This window comes from Vibrio palustris, assembly GCF_024346995.1.
Taxonomy (GTDB): Bacteria; Pseudomonadota; Gammaproteobacteria; order Enterobacterales; family Vibrionaceae; genus Vibrio; species Vibrio palustris.
This window is the reverse complement of the sequence record NZ_AP024887.1, coordinates 2,302,948-2,322,908: the sequence shown is the minus strand read 5'-3', so window position 1 is coordinate 2,322,908 and position 19,961 is coordinate 2,302,948. Positions and strand designations below refer to the sequence as shown.

The window sequence follows — 19,961 nt, the reverse complement described above, 5'->3', positions numbered from 1 at the left end:
GAGGTACAGATGGCTAAGAAACCAGGACAAGATTTTCGTAGTGCTCAAGGCGGCTTAAGTGAGCTAAGATCGCGCCTATTATTCGTAATATGTGCACTTTTAGTATTCCGAGCGGGCTCCTTTGTGCCTATTCCTGGGATTGACGCTGCTGTACTCGCCGATTTGTTCGAACAGCAGAAAGGCACCATCATTGAAATGTTTAATATGTTCTCTGGTGGTGCACTTTCGCGTGCATCTATATTCGCACTGGGCATCATGCCGTATATATCGGCATCAATTGTTGTTCAGTTGTTGACTGTGGTTCATCCCGCGTTAGCCGAACTCAAGAAAGAGGGTGAGGCAGGCCGAAGAAAAATCAGCCAATATACGCGCTACGGCACGCTTGTACTTGCAATATTCCAAGCCATTGGTATCGCAACCGGCTTACCAAACATGGTCCCTAATCTGGTCGTTATCGACCAAACCATGTTTACGCTAATTGCGACCGTAAGTTTAGTAACCGGCACCATGTTTTTGATGTGGTTAGGTGAACAGATTACAGAGCGAGGTATTGGTAATGGTATATCATTACTAATTTTTGCAGGTATTGTTGCTGGATTGCCTAAGGCAATCGGACAAACTATCGAGCAAGCGCGTCAAGGTGAATTGCATATTCTTCTCTTGTTGTTTATTGCAGTCATTGCTTTTGCCACCATCTACTTTGTTGTTTTCATGGAGCGTGGTCAACGTCGTATCGTCGTTAACTATGCGAAGCGTCAACAAGGTCGTAAGGTATTTGCAGCGCAGAGTACTCACTTGCCGTTGAAAATTAATATGGCTGGTGTAATCCCTGCGATTTTTGCTTCGAGTATAATCCTATTCCCTGGCACATTAGCTCAGTGGTTTGGTAAGAGCGGTAACCCAGCATTCAGCTGGTTGACCGATGTCTCATTGGCACTAAGCCCGGGACAGCCGCTTTATGTTATACTGTATGCAGTTGCGATTATTTTCTTCTGTTTCTTTTATACAGCGTTGGTATTTAACCCACGTGAAACAGCAGACAACTTGAAGAAGTCAGGTGCGTTCGTACCCGGTATCCGCCCAGGTGAACAGACAGCGATGTATATCGACAAGGTAATGACCCGCCTTACATTGGCAGGAGCGTTATATATTACCTTTATTTGTCTGATTCCCCAGTTCATGATGTCAGCATGGAACGTAAGGTTCTATTTTGGCGGCACCTCACTACTTATCGTAGTAGTTGTAATCATGGACTTTATGGCACAGGTACAGACCCATATGATGTCAAATCAATATGAGTCTGTGTTGAAAAAGGCTAATCTTAAAGGTTATGGTCGTTAATAGACTTCCATACCGTTCTGATTGATTTTACGGAGTTTAGCAATGAAAGTTCGTGCTTCCGTTAAAAAAATCTGCCGTAACTGCAAAGTTATCAAACGCAACGGTGTTGTGCGCGTAATTTGTAGTGAGCCAAAGCACAAGCAGCGCCAAGGCTAATAAGCAGAAATTTTTACTTGAAAAATAAGGTAGTGTCGAGTATATTTCTCGACCTACCTTTTGCGTGCAAAAGAAGTAGTATACCGCAGCGTATCCTCAACGGGCTCTGCTGCGGGTAATTCTTTATATAAAGTACCTAGGAGTGAATAGTGGCCCGTATAGCAGGCATTAACATTCCTGATCAAAAACATGCTGTGATTGCTTTAACATCAATCTACGGCGTTGGTAAAACTCGTTCTCAGTCAATTTTGGCTGAAGTGGGTATTGCTGAAAATGTTAAGATCAGTGAACTAACTGAAGAGCAGATCAATCTACTGCGTGATGGTGTAGCTAAGTACACTGTAGAAGGTGATCTACGTCGTGAAGTTTCCATGAACATCAAGCGTCTAATGGACCTTGGCTGTTACCGTGGTCTTCGTCATCGTCGCAGTCTACCACTACGTGGACAGCGTACTAAAACCAACGCACGTACCCGTAAGGGTCCGAGCAAGCCGATCAAGAAATAGTCGGGAAGGGTAGAGTACAATGGCAAAACAACCAAGTCGCGCACGTAAGCGCGTCCGCAAGCAAATTGCAGATGGTATAGCGCATATCCACGCATCTTTCAATAACACAATCGTGACCATTTCTGATCGCCAAGGTAACGCTCTAGCATGGGCTACTGCAGGTGGTTCAGGTTTCCGTGGTTCTCGTAAATCTACACCGTTCGCAGCACAGGTTGCAGCAGAACGTTGTGCAGAGATGGCTAAAGAATATGGCCTAAAGAACTTGGAAGTTATGGTTAAGGGTCCTGGTCCAGGTCGTGAATCTACAGTTCGCGCACTTAACGCCGCTGGTTTCCGTATCACAAACATCGTTGATGCGACACCAATCCCTCATAACGGTTGTCGTCCACCTAAGAAACGTCGCGTTTAACGTTTCTGGGAACATTGGAGAAAGATCATGGCAAGATATTTGGGTCCTAAGCTGAAGCTTAGTCGCCGCGAAGGTACCGACTTATTCCTTAAGTCAGGTGTTCGCGCGATTGATACCAAGTGTAAAATCGATAACGCCCCAGGTGTACACGGCGCACGTCGCGGCCGTCTGTCTGAATATGGCGTTCAGCTTCGCGAGAAGCAAAAAGTTCGTCGTATGTATGGCGTTCTAGAAAAACAATTCCGTAACTACTACAAAGAAGCCGCTCGCCTTAAAGGTAACACTGGTGAGAACTTACTTCAGCTTCTAGAAGGTCGTCTAGATAACGTAGTTTACCGCATGGGCTTTGGCGCAACTCGCGCAGAAGCACGTCAGCTAGTTAGCCACAAAGCTATCCTAGTTAACGGTAAAGTTGTTAACGTTCCTTCTTTCAAAGTTGCGGCAACCGACGTTGTTGCTATCCGTGAGAAAGCTCAAAAGCAATCTCGCATCACAGCGGCTCTAGAAGTTGCTGAACAACGCGAAAAACCAACTTGGATTGAAGTAGATGGTAGCAAGATGGAAGGAACATTCAAGCGTTTGCCTGAACGTTCAGATCTGTCAGCTGACATCAACGAACAATTGATCGTCGAGCTTTACTCTAAGTAAGGTTTAAACTAAAGAGAGGACACAATGCAGGGTTCTGTAACAGAATTTCTTAAGCCACGTCTAGTTGACATCGAACAGATCAATGAGACACACGCAAAAGTAACTCTTGAGCCGTTAGAGCGTGGTTTTGGCCACACTCTGGGTAATGCACTTCGCCGTATTCTTCTATCTTCTATGCCTGGCTGTGCAGTCACGGAAGTAGAGATTGAAGGCGTACTTCACGAATACAGCACCAAAGAGGGTGTTCAGGAAGATATCTTAGAGATTCTTCTTAACCTGAAAGGTTTAGCTGTTCGCGTTGCTGACGGTAAAGATGAAGTGTTCATTACACTGAACAAATCAGGCTCGGGCCCTGTGGTTGCAGGTGACATCACCCATGATGGTGATGTGGAGATCGTAAACCCTGAGCACGTTATTTGTCATCTTACCGATGATAGCTCTGAGATCGCTATGCGTATCAAAGTTCAACGTGGTCGTGGTTATGTTCCAGCTTCAGCCCGTATTCATACTGATGAAGATGAGCGTCCTATCGGTCGTTTGCTAGTCGACGCAACTTACAGTCCAGTAGACAAAATTGCCTACTCAGTGGCTGCAGCGCGTGTTGAACAGCGTACTGACTTGGACAAGCTAGTCATCGATATGGAAACTAACGGGACTCTTGAACCTGAGGAAGCTATCCGTCGCGCAGCAACAATTCTTGCTGAGCAATTGGATGCATTCGTAGATCTTCGTGATGTGCGTGTTCCTGAAGAGAAAGAAGAGAAGCCGGAATTCGATCCTATCCTACTCCGTCCTGTAGACGATCTTGAACTAACAGTTCGCTCTGCTAACTGTCTAAAAGCAGAAGCGATTCACTACATCGGTGATCTTGTGCAACGTACCGAAGTTGAGCTTCTGAAAACGCCGAACTTGGGTAAAAAATCTCTTACAGAGATTAAAGACGTTCTTGCATCACGCGGTCTTTCTCTTGGCATGCGCCTAGAGAACTGGCCACCAGCGTCGATTGCAGAAGATTAATCGATACTAGTTAGAAGGATTAGGTCATGCGCCATCGTAAGAGTGGTCGTCAACTCAACCGCAACAGCAGTCATCGCAAAGCGATGTTCAGCAATATGGCTAGCTCTCTAGTACGTCATGAAATTATCAAGACTACTGTGCCAAAAGCTAAAGAGCTACGTCGCGTCGTTGAGCCTTTGATTACACTAGCTAAGACTGACAGCGTTGCAAACCGTCGTCTAGCATTTGCTCGCACTCGTGATAACGAAGTTGTAGCAAAACTATTTAACGAACTAGGTCCACGTTTCGCAGCACGTCAAGGTGGCTACACTCGTATTCTTAAGTGTGGTTTCCGTGCTGGTGATAAAGCTCCAATGGCATACATTGAGCTTGTTGAACGTTCAGAAGCTGAAGAAGCGGCTGAATAAACAGTTCGAAATATGAGAAAAACCGAGCATGAAAATGCTCGGTTTTTTTGTGTCTATAACATCTACGTTTCCTTATTTACGCTTTCCATAATTCGCTCAGAGAATTGATTAACCCACTACTCGCGTTACGCTCTCCTAAATACTTCAGAACAATAGGCGCAAATTGGCTTATCATGGCTGGATCCAATCCTAATTTAGTAAATACTTGATTGACTTGGCCTAAAGAGTTGATGCTCGAACTCAACTTAGAACCCCCGCTTAAATTAAGGTTAGTAAGCTGACTTATACCTGGAATGAGATGATTTAATTCTTGGGTATTTTGAGAACTGAGTTGATTTTTGGCGAGGGCGAGTAAAGCACCAGCACCACTGGCGGCTTGGCTTGGCTTTACGTTAAGTTGTTGGCTTATATCAGAAGTGAGTTTAGTTGTACTTTTGACTTGGTTGAATGCACCATTTAACGTATTGGCGATATTATCGTTATCTTTTCCAAAATTGAGAAATGCGTAGCTTGGTGTGCTGATGATAGTGGCACTGAGAGCCAGTACGCTGAGTAGGGAGCGTTTCATCATAGTTTATCCTCGAGTCGTTATCGTGTTCCCCTCTACTGTAGATCAAAAAAAGCGGCGCATTGCGCCGCTTGAAGTTAAATGTTTGCTAGTTTTCTTACAGAATATCGAGTAGTTCTACTTCAAATACTAGAGCTGCAAATGGTGGAATAGCCGCACCTGCTCCGCGCTCACCGTATGCAAGTTCTTGAGGAACGTAAAGTTTCCATTTAGAACCAGCTGGCATCATTTGTAGAGCTTCAACCCAACCTTGAATAACACCCGTTACTGGGAATTCAACAGGTTCGCCACGTTGAACAGAGCTATCGAAGACACTTCCGTCAGTCAATTGGCCATGGTAGTGCACACGTACAGTTTTATCTGAAGTTGGAACTTCACCTGTACCTTCAGTGATGATTTCGTACTGTAGGCCAGATTCTAGAACGTTAACTTCAGGACGTAGTGCGTTGTCTTTTAGAAACGCTTCGCCTTCAGCTGCTGCTACTTTTGCTAGTTCGTTACGAGCTTCTTCCGCGCGTTGGTGAATAGCTTGTAGTGCTTGGTTGATGTCATCGATAGCAACGGCTGGTTCTTCACCTTTTAGTGCAGTTGCGATACCTGCAGCGATTGCATCGACGTTTAGGCCTTCTAACCCGCTACCAGCAAGTTGTTGACCCATTTGAATACCAATACCGTAGCTTGCTTTTTGCTCTACTGTTTCGAATGTTACTTCAGACATAAACGTTACTCTTTCGCGTCAATTATAAAGCCAAAAGCATACCAGTTTCGAGCTAGTGATGAAACGGCTCGTAGTAAATACCTTTATAAAGGTGTTAAGGTGTGATCAATTACAGGCAATGATGAGACAATGGCTTGAAAATTATTAATAATAATCAGATATAGTGATAATTTCTTATACAATAAAGACAGTCATTTTTTGAGATTAGCGTAGGTATTGGACAGGAATATGAATCACCGCAGACGTAAAAAAACTAAACCTGAAAGTGATTTGATAGAGCGCTGCCAGCAACGATTATCCGCTATTAATTGGTCCAGCTTGCTTGCTCGTGTGCAACATGAATGGCGGGCAATGCCTACCAAACATCGCTTATGGCTCACTATCTTGACACCGGTCGTTATCTTGATTGCTTTAGTGCCTGTCCCTAAAAGTGATAATGAGCCGCAACCGCCACAACAGACTCAAGTTGACGTGAATAGTATTGGTTTGAGTCGTCAAATCAGTGACGATGGGCGCTCACCACAAGCTCCTAAAGTTTGGCACCAATACATCGTTAAACAAGGGGATACGTTAGCCGCTGTATTTCGCGAAAATGACCTGTCATTAGCTGACTTGCACGAGCTAGTTAAGGTCGAAGGAGCTGGTAAGCCATTGAGTCGGATAAAGAAAGGTCAGCTTATCCGTTATAAACTAACGGATAAACAGCAATTAGATATTCTTCAGCTAGAAAAAAGTGATAAGTCAGTCATGTTTTTCCGCATGGCGGATGGCTCGTTTGGGCGAAGCGAGTAAATTGATACCATCAGGGACGCATGAGCCGTCCCTTATGCCAAGGTCATCTCAATATGAGAAATACCATCAAGATCAAAAGGTAGCGATTGTGTTGCAAATCCATGCTTTTGATAAAAGCGTTCAAGATGTGTTTGTGCTTCAATACTGATTTTTTTACCTAACCAATAATGCTGATTATATTGTATCGCCATCTTAATTAATTGATCGCCAACCCCTTTTTTACGGACGATAGATTTAATTAATACTCGACCAATACTGCTACAATTAGCAACACTACTCCCTGGTGGCAATAAGCGTGCATACGCGACGAGCTCATCACCCACATATCCCAGCAAATGTTTTACACCTTGCATGCGGTCTTTATTATCTAATTCTTCATAAGCACAATTTTGCTCTACGACAAATACGTCTACTCGGAGTTTTACGACATCATAGAGCTGATGAGTAGAAAGCTGCGTAAAGTCTAAACAAAGCCATTGAATATCCATGTAGTTCTATCCTGCTGTGAGTAAATAGAAATCATAACATGGAAAATCACAGGTGTAAGGTCGCACATTTTTCTCTTTATTCCCCCCGAACTTACTGACTAAATATAACAATTGGATATATCACCTAACTATAGCTCCATAAAATCACGAGCACTGACATCTTCTTATGTCGGTAAATGAATGGCTTCAATAAGAAAAAATCAATTTTTTCATAAGGTTAGTTTGGGTTTGATTTTATATTGTTGATTACCGTTATTGCTTATCAGTTTTTCGCATAAAAAATGAAATTATAGAATTTCAGGTAATATTTGCGACTCTCCATAATGCAGCCATGAACGAATGTAAGGGACAACACTCATGGCTGATGTAATCGATGTGGCTAAACTCGCCTATCGCCGCGGTACGACAAATTCGTCTCCATATAGTGATAAGAATATTCAGCATGTTTTTACCACGATGAACCCATCCTCTTTGCTGCCAGGACAAGTTGCGTTAGTTGGTGCTGGGCCGGGCGATCCGGAGTTACTGACGATGAAAGCACTAAGCTTTTTATTACAAGCCGATGTGGTGCTGTTCGACTATTTAGTCTCTGAAGACATTATGGCGTTAGTGCCCGACGACACTATTTGTGTTTGTGTCGGTAAACGAGCAGGCCACCATAGCGTACCACAAGAAAAAACCAATCAGTTGCTGGTCGATTTTGCCAAGCAAGGGCATCGGGTGGTTCGCATCAAAGGTGGCGATCCATTTATGTTTGGCCGTGGTGGTGAAGAGTTAGAAGTATTATTTCAAGCCGGTGTATCGTTTCAAGTGATTCCCGGTATCACCGCTGCCGCTGGTGCAACGGCCTATGCTGGGATTCCTCTCACACATCGTGATTATGCACAATCGGCATTATTTGTAACTGGCCACTGTAAGTCGGGTAGTCAGGTACAGGACTGGCAGACGCTGGCTCGGGCGAACCAGACCTTAGTTATTTATATGGGGTTGATGAATGCGCAAACTATTTGTGATGAATTGATTGCCCACGGGCGCAGTTCTACCACGCCTGTGGCGGTGATTGAGCGAGGTACGCAATCATCTCAGCAAGTGAGTGTCAGCACTTTAGATAAGCTTCCTGTCATTACCGCACATGCACAATCTCCCGCGTTAATTGTCGTTGGTGAGGTCGTGCAATTGGCAGATAAACTTCAATGGTTTTCTACTAATCCCCAGAATTCTCAACATTATCGTACAGCATAACGACGTTAAGTGAACGCCGCTATTGAACAACGAAAGGACGTGATGATATGGATCAACAACGCTTAACTCACTTACAACAGCTTGAAGCTGAAAGTATTCACATTATTCGGGAGGTGGCTGCAGAGTTTTCGAATCCTGTCATGATGTACTCGATCGGTAAAGATTCTTCTGTGATGTTACACCTCGCCCGTAAGGCCTTTTATCCAGGCAAGATTCCATTTCCGCTGTTACATGTGGATACCAATTGGAAATTTCAGGAAATGATCCGTTTTCGTGATGATACGGCCAAAAAATACGATCTGGATCTGATTGTTCATAAAAATCCAGAGGGATTGGCGATGGGGATCAGTCCTTTTGAACATGGTTCGGCCAAGCATACCGATATCATGAAAACGCAAAGCTTGAAGCAAGCACTGAACCAACATGGTTTTGATGCCGCTTTCGGTGGGGCAAGACGAGACGAAGAAAAGTCTCGTGCTAAAGAACGTGTGTATTCATTTCGCGATCGTCATCATGGCTGGGATCCTAAAAATCAACGGCCAGAGTTATGGCACACCTACAATGGTCAGGTCGATAAAGGCGAAAGTATTCGGGTTTTCCCATTATCAAATTGGACTGAATTAGATATTTGGCAATATATCTATCTAGAAAATATCGATATTGTTCCATTGTATTTTGCCCAAGAACGTCCTGTTATTGAGCGTGACGGCATGTTGATCATGAAAGATGACGACAGGATGGAATTACTTGAAGGTGAAACATTGGAGCATCGCAAAGTACGTTTTCGTACGCTCGGATGTTATCCACTGACGGGGGCTATCGAATCACAAGCGCAAACATTGCCAGAAATCATTGAAGAAATGTTAGTGACGACATCGAGTGAAAGGCAAGGACGAGCGATCGACCGTGATCAGTCCGGATCGATGGAAATGAAGAAACGTCAAGGGTACTTTTAGGGAGCAAGGCATCGTATGAATAGCGCAGTACAAGCTCAACTCGAAGAGCTAGGAATTGAAGGGTATTTGCATCAGCATCAGCATAAGTCACTATTAAGATTGTTAACTTGTGGTTCGGTGGATGACGGTAAAAGTACGTTAATAGGGCGTTTACTGCATGATTCTCAGCAGATTTATGAAGATCAATTGGCCGCAGTCCATACGGATAGCCAAAAAGTGGGTACAACAGGTGAAAGGCCAGATCTCGCTTTATTAGTGGATGGTTTGCAAGCAGAGCGCGAGCAAGGGATTACTATCGATGTTGCATATCGATATTTTTCCACAAAAAAACGCAAATTCATCATTGCAGATACTCCAGGGCATGAGCAGTACACTCGTAATATGGCGACAGGCGCCTCTACGTGTGATTTGGCGGTGATTTTGATTGATGCTCGTAAAGGGGTGTTGGATCAAACACGGCGTCATTCTTTTATTGCGAATTTGCTCGGTATTAAACATTTTGTTGTCGCGATCAATAAAATGGATTTAGTCGATTATTCTGAATTAAGTTTTCAACAAATTAAGCAGCAGTATTTAGAGTTTTCGAAGCACCTAGATGACGATATTACGATCACGTTAGTCCCTTTATCTGCGTTAGAAGGGGATAATGTCGTAGACGCAAGTAAAAATATGTCATGGTACCAAGGTCCAGCATTGTTAGAGATTTTGGAAGATGCCGAAATTGATGCACTGAAAGGCAGCGGAGAATTTCGCTTTCCGGTCCAGTACGTGAATAGACCTCATCTTGATTTTCGCGGATTTGCAGGAACGGTTTCGGCTGGTCAAATCTCGGTAGGTGACACTATCGTTGCTCACCCATCGGGTAAGTCTTCCACTGTGACTCGTATCGTCACATTTGATGGTGATTTAGAGCGAGCTCAAACGGGTCAAGCGGTGACACTGACACTGGCTGATGAAATTGATATTAGTCGCGGGGATTTGCTGACCAAGGCGGAAGCTTATATTGCGCATACTAGCCAGTTTTTAGCAGATGTCGTATGGATGGGGGAAACGCCTCTGGATCCATTACGTGATTACGATCTTAAAATTGCTGAAAAGAAAACCATCGGGCGAGTCGAAAATATCCGCTATCAATATGATATTAATACACTAGAAACCTTTAGTTCAGAGCAATTACCGTTAAATGGCATTGCAATGTGTGAGTGGTCACTTACAAGCAACTTACCGATTGATGTCTATCGTGCTTGTGCCGATACCGGTGGGTTTATTATTATCGATCGCCTAACTAACGTGACTGTGGGAGCTGGGTTGATTCGTGAACCATTAGAAACCCGTCAACCGTCTCAGGAGTTTAGTTCGTTTGAATTAGAGTTAAATGATCTGATGCGTCGTCATTTCCCTCATTGGGAAATAAAAGATCTACGCACGCTTATCAAATGATGGAGGGTCTCTAGTGAGTGAACAAGAGGCGATAGTGTGGCATCAACACTCGGTGACAAAAACATCACGGGCGGCCCTGAAACAACAAAAACCTGCCGTTTTGTGGTTTACTGGGTTATCAGGCGCGGGAAAGTCGACCATTGCGGGTGCACTAGAAGTAAAACTGGCTGAGCTCGGCTATCACACTTATTTATTAGATGGTGATAATGTTCGTCATGGGCTATGCCGTGATTTGGGTTTTTCTCAACAAGATCGTCGTGAAAATATTCGCCGTATTGGTGAGTTAGCCGCTTTAATGGTCGATGCTGGTTTAATTGTGCTTACCGCTTTTATTTCGCCGCATCGGAGTGAGCGAGATATGGTTCGCCAAATGCTTCCAGAGACTGAATTTATCGAAGTGTTTGTCAATACCGACTTAGCCGTGTGTGAAAAGCGAGACCCTAAAGGGCTCTATGAGAGAGCCCGACGAGGTGAGATTACTCAATTTACGGGGATCGATTCAGCTTATGAAGCGCCCTTACATCCAGATATTGATCTGCCAGCGGGAGATGCGACACTGGATGAATTAGTACAACATTGCCTAGATGTCTTACAAAATCGAGGTATTGTGGCGAAATAGTCATGATTTAAACGGTATGGTGCATACTGCTGGTTGCGTCAGTTTGCACCGTAAACCGTTGGCCAAGTAAGGCGATAAGTTGATCATAATAAGTCATGTTCGGCTTATTACCGAGTAATCGACATAATTCATGCCCTGTGGGAGTAAAGCGGTAGTATAATAAGCGCACTCCCCGGGTATGAGTTTGCAGTGACAAATGCTTACCTTGATAATCCAATGTCAATGGCGGCTCTGGTTCAATTTCCCCAGATTCTAATTCTGATCCATGCAATAAACCTAGCTCAATCAGAACTAACAAACTTGAGTAGGGCAGATGGAAATTCCCAATATTAATGGTTGCCGTCATATTGCGTTTGCCAAAGCGGAAAATACTGCCATTTTGCATTTTTAAGCCAAACAACAGTTTAAGGCTATGATCACTGCCATAGCTGCATGCCAACGCTGCTGCTCTTTGCATGGTTTGTGCTTCTTTTGGAGTCATGTCTTGCAAGACTTTCAAGGCTTTCATCGAAGTAAAGCCAGGATTGGTCACTTCTCGTTTGAGCACTTGTGCCCATAAGCGCTGCATTGAGGAGTTATGAATATCTTGGGCCATATCGAAAAACCGATGTAACCAATCTTGATCTGGCTCGCCAGCTAATTCATTGTGACAAGCACCAAATGCCAGTTTCATTATTTTTTCTAAATTACGCTGGCGAACTTCTTTACGTTGACGTTCTCGTTTTAGCGCTCGTTGTATTAATGTTGTTTCTGGTTTTTCGTCTGCCAATAGAGCGTCTAATCCTTGCTGCTGAGCAATATGGATAATTCTACTCGCGCTGTCTTTACTCTTAGCGTGCTTTTTTTCGTTTTGCGGTGTGGTATCGCCCGCAACAGGAGCGGCGTTATCGATAACAACAGGCGGTTTAGACGTTGACATAGACTTCCCTGAAAGCAGATATATATATGTATAAAATGTACTCGTTTATTATCCTAGGAGCCAGTAAAACTCTCCCGCAGGTGCGATAAATTTCGCTACCTTAAATGATAACAGTTTGTTAAAATTGTTAAACATTTTGGAGGCCAGTATGAGGAATGAGCTTAAAGCGCGAAAGCATCTATCGATAGGGATGATTTTTGTGTCGTATATAGCGGTATTAATTTATTTATCGAGCTATCTCTATTAGAACGTCATCCGTCGACACGACTGACGTCTCCACACTCTGTTCTTTTGCCTTCCTATAGACTAATGAGGTGTTGGTTACCGCACTATAGTGCTGGTATAGAGATAAGGCTCTTACAATGTAAGTAATTACTTACTATTTTTTGATAGTCTAATATATAAAAGCTTTGAAATTTTAGTGATGAATCAGATCGCTCGTTATGTGTATCAATGTATTAATCGTATGATCATCAAGACGACCACGTTTTATAAATTTTATCTTCCCTTTCCTATCGACGACGAGTGTGGACTGCTCATGGTGAGTTAAGTGCCAGCGCTGAGCGACTTGACCATTTTCATCAAAAATTACCATCATCCATGAGTATTGTTTTTTGAGCGCCATTGCCGATGATTTGACAAACATCTCTGTCCCCCAAAATGCATCATTTGCATTGATAATCGTCGTGGTTTGGTACTGTGTTGTATCAAACTCTGCGCGTGAAATCGCGTGTATAAGGTGCTGGTTTAATGTTCGCGCATCCGCTTTGCCGGGAACTAATTGGATAATACGGACTTTACCGAGTAAAGCGCGGCTAGACCATGGTGAAAAGACGACTTGTTTCTGTTGTAAGTGGATCTCACCTAAGTGCTGAACCGAAACCGATGGTATTTCATCACCGATAGCCATCGTTTGAGTATACCCCAGACTAGAGAAGAGTATTGTTGCTACCGTCAGTAAGTAGCGTAAGAAAGTTGCACAGCAATTGAGCCAAGTAAACACGAGAATAATCAGTTTGTGTAGGGGAGCAATGATCATTAGTCAATACCTTGCTGAAAGAGTTCCAGCAAGGTGTGTGATGAGTTAGTCCTGTAAGCTGGGTGGAAAACAGAGACCAGTGCCACCAATACCGCAGTATCCTTGGGGATTTTTTGCTAAGTATTGTTGATGAGCATTTTCTGCATAGTAATAATGGCCTGCAGGCTCAATCGTGGTTGTAATCGCATCATAGTCATTATGAGAAAGTAAATCTTGATAGGCTTGCTTGGTTTGTTCTGCCACCGCTTTTTGCTCGTCATTAACATAATAAATCGCTGAGCGGTATTGTGTGCCAATATCGTTACCTTGCCGCATGCCTTGTGTCGGATTATGATTTTCCCAAAAGTAATTCAAAAGCCGCTGGGTTGATAAAAGGTTGCTATCGTAAATGACACGTACCACCTCTGTATGCCCGGTTTCTCCAGAGCAGACTTCCTGATAGGTTGGGTTGGGAGTAAAGCCGCCTGCATACCCGACAGAAGTGGAAATGACGCCCTCTAATTGCCAAAACAGACGTTCTGCTCCCCAAAAGCACCCCATGCCAAGGATTATGACCTCTTGGTCGTTTGATGGCTGTGCGGTTAGCTGGGTTTGATTGACAAAATGTGTATCGTTCAAGGCTAAAGGTGTGGTACGCCCAGGAAGCGCATTATCAGCCGTGATCATCACTTGTTTTGCTAGCATTTGCTCTATCCTTAGTGGTTGACGATTATCGACGTTTTATATTGTATTAAAGTAGATTATTGACTGTTCTCATACAGACTGACTTGATGTTTATCGGTATGATGTAAACTAGTCTCTGGAACCCAATAAATTACGGTGCCCTTAATTAAGCATGAGAAGTCCTTCTTTACCAGCGTTAATCTTGCTAACGTTTTTTTCTGCCCCCTCTCTCGCTGATGTAGATCTGGATCTGCAAGGTTTAGCTGGACCATTAAAAAAAAACGTCAATAGTTACCTTGCCGCAATTCCTGAAAAAGACTATTCAACAACTCTCAGGTTTCAGTCTCGCGTCAAAAAAGAGGTTGTGCAAGCGCTTAATGCGTTAGGGTATTATCATCCTACCGTACGCTTTTCCGTGTCTGATGATCAAGACGAACTCGTTATCCATGTGAGTGCTGGGCCTGTCACGACGATCAAGCAATTAGATATTGATATTTCTGGTGAAGCTCAAGATGACAAAGACTTTCTTAACCTTATCAAAAATAGTGGTTTGAAAGTTGGCGAAGCGTTAAATCATAGCCAGTATGACAATCTGAAAAGTGATATTAGCAGCTTAGCTTTACAAAAAGGCTACTTTAATGGTCACTATGATACCAGTCGTTTAGGCGTTTCTCCTGAATTAAATGAAGCGGCGATTACTTTACATTTTGATAGTGGGATCCGGTATAACTTTGGCAAGACGACCATCGAAGGCAGTCAGATTGAAATGCAACGGGTGGCCTCTTTGCAGCCTTATCATGAAGGCGAACCCTATGATGTTCGTAAAGTAGGGCGTTTTAATCAAACCCTCTCTAGTACGGAATGGTTTTCTTCTGTTCTTGTAGAACCCGATTTATCACATTTAGATTCAGAGCGAGATTTACCTGTCAAAGTGTCTCTGGCTCCGCAAGCGCGTAATCAGATTGAAACAGGATTGGGCTACTCGACTGATGTTGGCCCACGTATGACATTAAGCTGGAAGCAGCCTTGGGTGAATAAGTACGGCCATAGCTTTGACAGTCGTTTTTCCATTTCAGGTCCAGAACAGGCGGTAACCTTAGGATATAACATTCCTTTAGAAGATGTATTGCATCAATATTATCGTTTATCTTACGGGATGAAACATGTTGATGATCGTGATACGAAAAGTATTGAATCGAATTTATCTGTTGAACGTCATTGGCGATTAGATGATGGTTGGCATAGAACTTTATTTACTCGCTACCTTATTGAAAATTATCAACAAGGAGAATTAGATGATGTGGGCCACTTTGTTTTACCTGGTATGACGTTTACTCGCACACGTACTCGTGTCACCGATTCGTTGATTACTTGGGGAGATAAACAGAGCATTACGCTTGAGTATGGTGATCCGGCTTTATTTTCTGAAACTCAAATTTTACGAGTTTTAGCTGGCACCTCTTGGATTCGTACTTATGGTAGTAATCATCGTGGTTTGTTAAGAGTCAATGGTGGCGCTAACTTTGCAGAAAACTTTGCTCGTGTTGCGCCTTCACTGCGTTTCTTTGCTGGTGGTGATAGTAGTATCCGGGGTTATGGGTACGAATCCATTTCACCTCGTGATTCCACAGGGGCATTAGCGGGCGCTAAGTATATGGTGACCAGCAGTTTAGAATATCAATATCGGATTACCGGAGATTGGTGGGGCGCTGTGTTTGTGGATACCGGCGATGCTTTTGACACGACTCCTGACTGGAAAACTGGCACGGGTTTTGGTGTGCGTTGGGTATCACCAGTTGGCCCACTACGTTTAGATTTTGCTTGGGGCTTGGATGAAGATCCAGGCGATCAGTTCCGCATTCACTTTACTTTAGGACCTGAGCTATGATCCATGTTGCATTAAAATGGACCAAGATCTTCTCTATTTTTACCGCTATTTTGCTGCTTATTATGGTGTGTTTGATTGCAGGTCTTTTTCTTACTAATACGGGATTGGAAACCGCTTTGTATGGTGCGCAGAAGTTTGTACCACAACTCAAAGTCGGGAAAACCGACGGCGCTCTATTCCCCGATTTTACGTTACATGATGTTCGTTATGTCGATAAAAAGCTGGGCGTTGATTTTAAAGCTCAAGATATACAATTAGGATTAAAAGCTGACTGCTTTATGGATGCAGCGGTGTGTATTAAGCATCTCAATACACAAGGTGTTACTTTGACACTGACGCAGACCAAGCAGGACGCTCCACCACCGCAAGACACCGGTCCTGTCAGCATTGCCACGCCAATCCCTATTTATATTGGTGGGATCAACGCTGACAATACTGATCTCGATATTATGGGCACTAAGTTGCAATGGCAGCATTTAGCACTGCGTGCGTTTATGCGTGGCAATGCGCTACATTTAGATAAATCAGTCTGGAAAAAGATTCGTTTAAGCGTACCGAAAACGCAGCCAGCAACACAATCGCAAGCCTCCTCTAAGCCGGTAAAAGCGCAAGATATTCAGTTAGCACTGGCGAAAATAACCCTGCCTCTCAATGTGTATGTAAAGCAGTTCGATGTGTATGATTTTCAATGGTTATCATCGACGCCGCTGGTGATTGATCACTTAGGGTTAAAGGGAGAGGCCGTCAACGATCGAGTGAAGATCGAGACGTTGGCAGTAAAAAGCCCACAGGGTCACGCACAGTTAAGTGGTCACGCGCAATTGGCTGGTAACTACCCATTAGATATCTCGTTAAAAGGCGCGACCCAAGGTCAGCCTTTAGATGGCCAAGCTTTTGATGTGAAAGCATCGGGCAGTTTAGCTAAGTTACAATTACAGGCGCAGCTACAGGGCCCATTGAGCAGCCAAATACAAGGCAAGGTAGCACTGATGACCTCAGCCATGCCGTTTGAACTTAATCTGACCAACACTCAGGGTCAATGGCCTCTAGACGGCGTTGCTGATTATAAAGTGCAACCCTCTAATTTGACGATTAACGGCGATTTATCCAAGTACAAATTTAGCTTAAAGAGTGGTATTAGCGGTAAGACAATTCCTGATACTCAGGTAGCTATGCAGGGGATGGGCAGCTTATACCACATCGATATTAAGCATATGTTGATGGAGACATTGAAAGGGCAAGTGTCCGCCGATGCATCAGCGAGCTGGAAAGACACCGTACAATGGCAAGGTCATATTGCACTCAAGAATATTCAACCCGGTGTGCAATGGCCAGATGTGCCAGGAAAGCTCCAAGGTCAGCTGCAAACATCAGGTCATTTAACCCAGCAAGGTGGTTGGCAAGTCAGTGTTCCTAAGTTGTCATTAACGGGTCAGTTACGTCAATCACCGTTGAACGTGCAGGGCGAACTAGAAGCTCGCGATACCGAAGGCAATGGCGCTGTGTATGTGGCTACGAGTGGATTAGATCTTTCTCACGGTCCTAATCATGCTGAAGTTAAAGGATCGTTGAGTGATCGGTGGGATATGGCGGTGACGTTGAATATGCCTGACCTTAATCAATCCCTTAAGCAAGCTCAAGGCGCGATTACGGGGAAATTGTACCTGCAAGGCGTAATGAAGCAGCCCAATGTTCAGTTGGCGTTAAAAGGAAAATCGCTGGCATGGGAACAATTGGCATCATTAGATAAGGTGTCTATTTCTGGAACTGTTGCGCCTTTAGTGGCTCCAAAGATCGATCTTAATGTCAACGCGACGGGATTAACGTATCAGCAACAGCATATTTCAACGATTGATCTCTCGGCCTCTGGGACCGAAAAGCACCATTTAGTGACATTGGATGTGGTTGCTGATAAACCACAAATGCAAACGCATTTAGCGGTATCTGGGTCATTGCAAGACAGAGATGACATGGTGTGGCAAGGCGAGGTTGCTCGCTGGGATATTCAAGCTCACTCAAGTATTTGGCGTTTGAGTAAGCCATTACCTTTAAAGGTGAATGGTCAGCAGCAGACTGTTGCCGTTGATGCACATTGTTGGCGTCAAAGCGATGCTTCTATTTGTTTAAATAAAGATGCCACCTTGGGTAAAAAGGGGCATGTTGATGTGTCAATTAATGGGGTGAACTTTGCTGAATTGAGTGAATTTTTACCCAAAACGACACAATTGCAAGGTCAAGCACAAGCTAACCTCCAAGCAACGTGGAGTCCTAATCAAGCACCTCAAGTAACGGCCAATGTGGATCTGACGGCAGGTAAAGTCGTCCAACAGCTTAATAAGCCGATGACATTAGGTTGGAATAAGGTCAATATTAAAGCCGATCTTTCAGAGAATAAACTGACCGCAAACTGGCTGGTGGATGTGACTGACAACGGTAAATTAACTGGAGATATCACGATTCCAGATGTCACGCAAACAGATAAAACCATGCAGGGACATCTGAAATTGACGCCATTTAATTTGGATTTCTTAGCCAGTCAGTTTGGCGAATATAGCCGCGTTGCTTCGTCGATTGAAACCGATTTATCATTTTCTGGTGATGTATTGCATCCTAAGGTTAATGGACAACTAGCGGTCAATGATATTGAAGTGCATGGGGATATTTCACCTGTGGATGTGAATAGCGGAAAAGTTGCGGTTGACTTTAATGGCTATACGGCGCAATTAAATGCCAACGCCTCCACCAAGGAAGGCGACTTAACCATGAGTGGTGACGCAGATTGGCGCGATATGTCAAATTGGGCGGTCAATGCACATGTTGGGGCTCAAGGGAGTTTAAAAGTGACGATGCAGCCCATACTTACCGCTGAAATCGTGCCTGATCTGACGTTAGCCCTGCATCCTGGTGAAGCTAAGATTACCGGTAATGTTAGCTTGCCAAGCGGTAACGTTAAGGTTGAAAAACTGCCACCAAGTGCGATTAATGTGTCCAAAGATCAAGTGCTGTTAGACAAAAAAATGCAGCCTATCGATCCGCAGCAAAACCTGCCATTCAAAGTAGAAACATCAATATTTGTGGATATTGGCAATGATTTTAATTTGGATGCCTTCGGTCTTCAGGCGGGCCTCAATGGTCGCCTCAAAGTGACTCAGAATGATAAAGGGCCGTTTGTTAGTGGAGAGGTCAACTTAACGGATGGTACTTATCGCTCATTTGGTCAAGACTTGATCATCAAAGAAGGCAAGGTGATGCTCAATGGACCGATTAACAAACCGTATCTTTCTATTACCGCGATTCGTAACCCAGATAATACGGAAGATGATGTTACGGCAGGGATTAAGGTGACGGGCTCTGTTGATGCGCCTAAAGTAACCGTATTCTCTGAGCCCGCCATGCCTCAAGCGAATGCATTATCCTACTTGCTACGTGGGCAGAATATTGATGGTGAAGATGGCGGCGATCCTATGACGACGACCTTAATCGGGCTCAGCCTTGCCCAAAGCGGTAAATTAGTCGGTGAAATTGGCAACGCGGTGGGTGTACGTGATTTACAGTTAGATACTAAAGGCGCTGGGGATGATTCACAAGTTACCGTTAGTGGCTACATTCTACCGGGTTTGCAAGTGAAGTATGGAGTCGGTATTTTTAACTCAGTGGGTGAGTTTACGATTCGCTATCGCTTAATGAAGGATTTATATATCGAGGCAGTGTCAGGCTTGAGTAGTGCCGTTGATGTACTGTATCAATTTGAATTTAATTAAGGAGTGACCATGCAGCAGCATTTAGTGTTTGTCTATGGCACGCTACGCCGTGGTGAAGCTCATCATGAGTATTTGGCCAACTGTCAGTGTTTAGGTACTTTTGATACTAAGCCAGAATATACCTTGTATGATTTAGGTGAATATCCAGGGTTAGTGGAAGGCCATAATACGATTGCTGGTGAAGTCTATGTGATTGAGGACGCCACCTTAGCTCAGCTCGATATATTAGAAGATGTGCCAGTGGAATACCGGCGCGAGCAAATAGAGACCTGTTTTGGTATAGCTTGGATTTATTTATATCAAGAAAATGCAGCACTTCAGCATGAAATTGCCTCTGGAGATTGGTTACAGCGACGCTAATGCTCAATCTGTTGTCGATAAAAA

General features: G+C 43.9%; 20 protein-coding genes and 1 pseudogene. 15 read left to right on the top strand and 6 right to left on the bottom strand.

Annotation, left to right across the window (positions count from 1 at the left end):
• Positions 1–9 precede the first annotated feature (9 nt).
• The 7 genes from secY (at position 10) to rplQ (ending at position 4,484) form a co-directional block, all read left to right on the top strand.
• Entirely contained in the window at positions 10–1,341 is a 1,332-nt protein-coding gene (secY, locus tag OCU30_RS10820) for a preprotein translocase subunit SecY (RefSeq protein WP_077314037.1), read from the top strand.
• Between the two features lie 42 nt (positions 1,342–1,383).
• Positions 1,384–1,497 carry a 50S ribosomal protein L36 gene (rpmJ, locus tag OCU30_RS10815; RefSeq protein ID WP_000868186.1) on the top strand — a complete coding sequence of 38 codons (114 nt, stop codon included), beginning with the start codon at positions 1,384–1,386 and terminating at the stop codon, positions 1,495–1,497.
• A gap of 149 nt (positions 1,498–1,646) precedes the next feature.
• A complete protein-coding gene (gene rpsM, locus OCU30_RS10810) occupies positions 1,647–2,003 on the top strand; it encodes a 30S ribosomal protein S13 (RefSeq protein ID WP_077314036.1) in 357 nt (118 codons plus the stop codon).
• Positions 2,004–2,022: 19 nt separating this feature from the next.
• Positions 2,023–2,412 (top strand): 30S ribosomal protein S11, encoded by a 390-nt coding sequence (rpsK, locus tag OCU30_RS10805; RefSeq protein WP_077314034.1) that lies wholly within the window; start codon positions 2,023–2,025, stop codon positions 2,410–2,412.
• A 27-nt stretch (positions 2,413–2,439) separates the two neighbouring features.
• Entirely contained in the window at positions 2,440–3,060 is a 621-nt protein-coding gene (rpsD, locus tag OCU30_RS10800) for a 30S ribosomal protein S4 (RefSeq protein WP_077314032.1), read from the top strand.
• A 24-nt stretch (positions 3,061–3,084) separates the two neighbouring features.
• A complete protein-coding gene (locus tag OCU30_RS10795; RefSeq protein WP_077314030.1) occupies positions 3,085–4,077 on the top strand; it encodes a DNA-directed RNA polymerase subunit alpha in 993 nt (330 codons plus the stop codon).
• 26 nt (positions 4,078–4,103) lie between these two features.
• Positions 4,104–4,484, top strand: coding sequence for a 50S ribosomal protein L17 (gene rplQ / locus OCU30_RS10790; protein WP_077314028.1), 381 nt, complete (start codon positions 4,104–4,106; stop codon positions 4,482–4,484).
• Between the two features lie 76 nt (positions 4,485–4,560).
• Here the strand turns inward: rplQ and OCU30_RS10785 are convergent, their stop codons facing one another.
• A complete protein-coding gene (locus tag OCU30_RS10785; RefSeq protein WP_235861847.1) occupies positions 4,561–5,055 on the bottom strand; it encodes a DUF2780 domain-containing protein in 495 nt (164 codons plus the stop codon).
• 94 nt (positions 5,056–5,149) lie between these two features.
• On the bottom strand, positions 5,150–5,770 hold the full coding sequence (locus OCU30_RS10780) for a BamJ family beta-barrel-assembly machinery protein (protein ID WP_077314026.1): 621 nt from the start codon (positions 5,768–5,770) through the stop codon (positions 5,150–5,152).
• Positions 5,771–5,998: 228 nt separating this feature from the next.
• Here OCU30_RS10780 and OCU30_RS10775 point away from each other — a divergent pair, with 228 nt between their 5' ends.
• The gene (locus OCU30_RS10775) at positions 5,999–6,562 is read left to right on the top strand and encodes a LysM-like peptidoglycan-binding domain-containing protein (RefSeq protein WP_077314024.1); all 564 of its coding nucleotides are present in this window, start codon (positions 5,999–6,001) and stop codon (positions 6,560–6,562) included.
• Positions 6,563–6,594: 32 nt separating this feature from the next.
• Here the strand turns inward: OCU30_RS10775 and OCU30_RS10770 are convergent, their stop codons facing one another.
• Entirely contained in the window at positions 6,595–7,050 is a 456-nt protein-coding gene (locus OCU30_RS10770; RefSeq protein WP_077314022.1) for a GNAT family N-acetyltransferase, read from the bottom strand.
• 465 nt (positions 7,051–7,515) lie between these two features.
• On the opposite strand from OCU30_RS10770, the pseudogene cobA reads away from it, so the two are divergent.
• From cobA to cysC, 4 genes and pseudogenes are all read left to right on the top strand, one after another.
• A pseudogene (gene cobA / locus OCU30_RS10765) lies at positions 7,516–8,292 on the top strand (uroporphyrinogen-III C-methyltransferase); the annotation flags it as partial.
• Positions 8,293–8,339: 47 nt separating this feature from the next.
• On the top strand, positions 8,340–9,248 hold the full coding sequence (gene cysD, locus OCU30_RS10760; RefSeq protein WP_077314019.1) for a sulfate adenylyltransferase subunit CysD: 909 nt from the start codon (positions 8,340–8,342) through the stop codon (positions 9,246–9,248).
• Between the two features lie 15 nt (positions 9,249–9,263).
• A complete protein-coding gene (cysN, locus tag OCU30_RS10755) occupies positions 9,264–10,688 on the top strand; it encodes a sulfate adenylyltransferase subunit CysN (protein WP_077314017.1) in 1,425 nt (474 codons plus the stop codon).
• Positions 10,666–11,307 carry an adenylyl-sulfate kinase gene (cysC, locus tag OCU30_RS10750; RefSeq protein ID WP_077314015.1) on the top strand — a complete coding sequence of 214 codons (642 nt, stop codon included), beginning with the start codon at positions 10,666–10,668 and terminating at the stop codon, positions 11,305–11,307. The genes cysN and cysC overlap by 23 nt, the downstream gene beginning before the upstream one ends.
• 7 nt (positions 11,308–11,314) lie before the next feature.
• On the opposite strand, the gene OCU30_RS10745 is transcribed toward cysC, so the two are convergent.
• The 3 genes from OCU30_RS10745 to msrA all read right to left on the bottom strand — a co-directional run bounded on the left by OCU30_RS10745 (position 11,315) and on the right by msrA (position 13,949).
• A complete protein-coding gene (locus tag OCU30_RS10745; protein WP_077314013.1) occupies positions 11,315–12,226 on the bottom strand; it encodes a TIGR03899 family protein in 912 nt (303 codons plus the stop codon).
• 418 nt (positions 12,227–12,644) lie between these two features.
• The gene (locus tag OCU30_RS10740) at positions 12,645–13,265 is read right to left on the bottom strand and encodes a YtfJ family protein (RefSeq protein ID WP_077314011.1); all 621 of its coding nucleotides are present in this window, start codon (positions 13,263–13,265) and stop codon (positions 12,645–12,647) included.
• A 45-nt stretch (positions 13,266–13,310) separates the two neighbouring features.
• Entirely contained in the window at positions 13,311–13,949 is a 639-nt protein-coding gene (gene msrA, locus OCU30_RS10735) for a peptide-methionine (S)-S-oxide reductase MsrA (protein WP_077314010.1), read from the bottom strand.
• Positions 13,950–14,100: 151 nt separating this feature from the next.
• Between msrA and tamA the strand changes: the two genes are divergently transcribed.
• From tamA to OCU30_RS10720, 3 genes are read left to right on the top strand one after another with little or no spacing between them, the layout of a single operon-like run.
• On the top strand, positions 14,101–15,816 hold the full coding sequence (gene tamA, locus OCU30_RS10730; protein ID WP_077314008.1) for an autotransporter assembly complex protein TamA: 1,716 nt from the start codon (positions 14,101–14,103) through the stop codon (positions 15,814–15,816).
• Entirely contained in the window at positions 15,813–19,577 is a 3,765-nt protein-coding gene (tamB, locus tag OCU30_RS10725; protein ID WP_077314007.1) for an autotransporter assembly complex protein TamB, read from the top strand. The genes tamA and tamB overlap by 4 nt, the downstream gene beginning before the upstream one ends.
• 9 nt (positions 19,578–19,586) lie before the next feature.
• Positions 19,587–19,937 carry a gamma-glutamylcyclotransferase family protein gene (locus tag OCU30_RS10720; protein ID WP_077314005.1) on the top strand — a complete coding sequence of 117 codons (351 nt, stop codon included), beginning with the start codon at positions 19,587–19,589 and terminating at the stop codon, positions 19,935–19,937.
• Positions 19,938–19,961 lie beyond the last annotated feature (24 nt).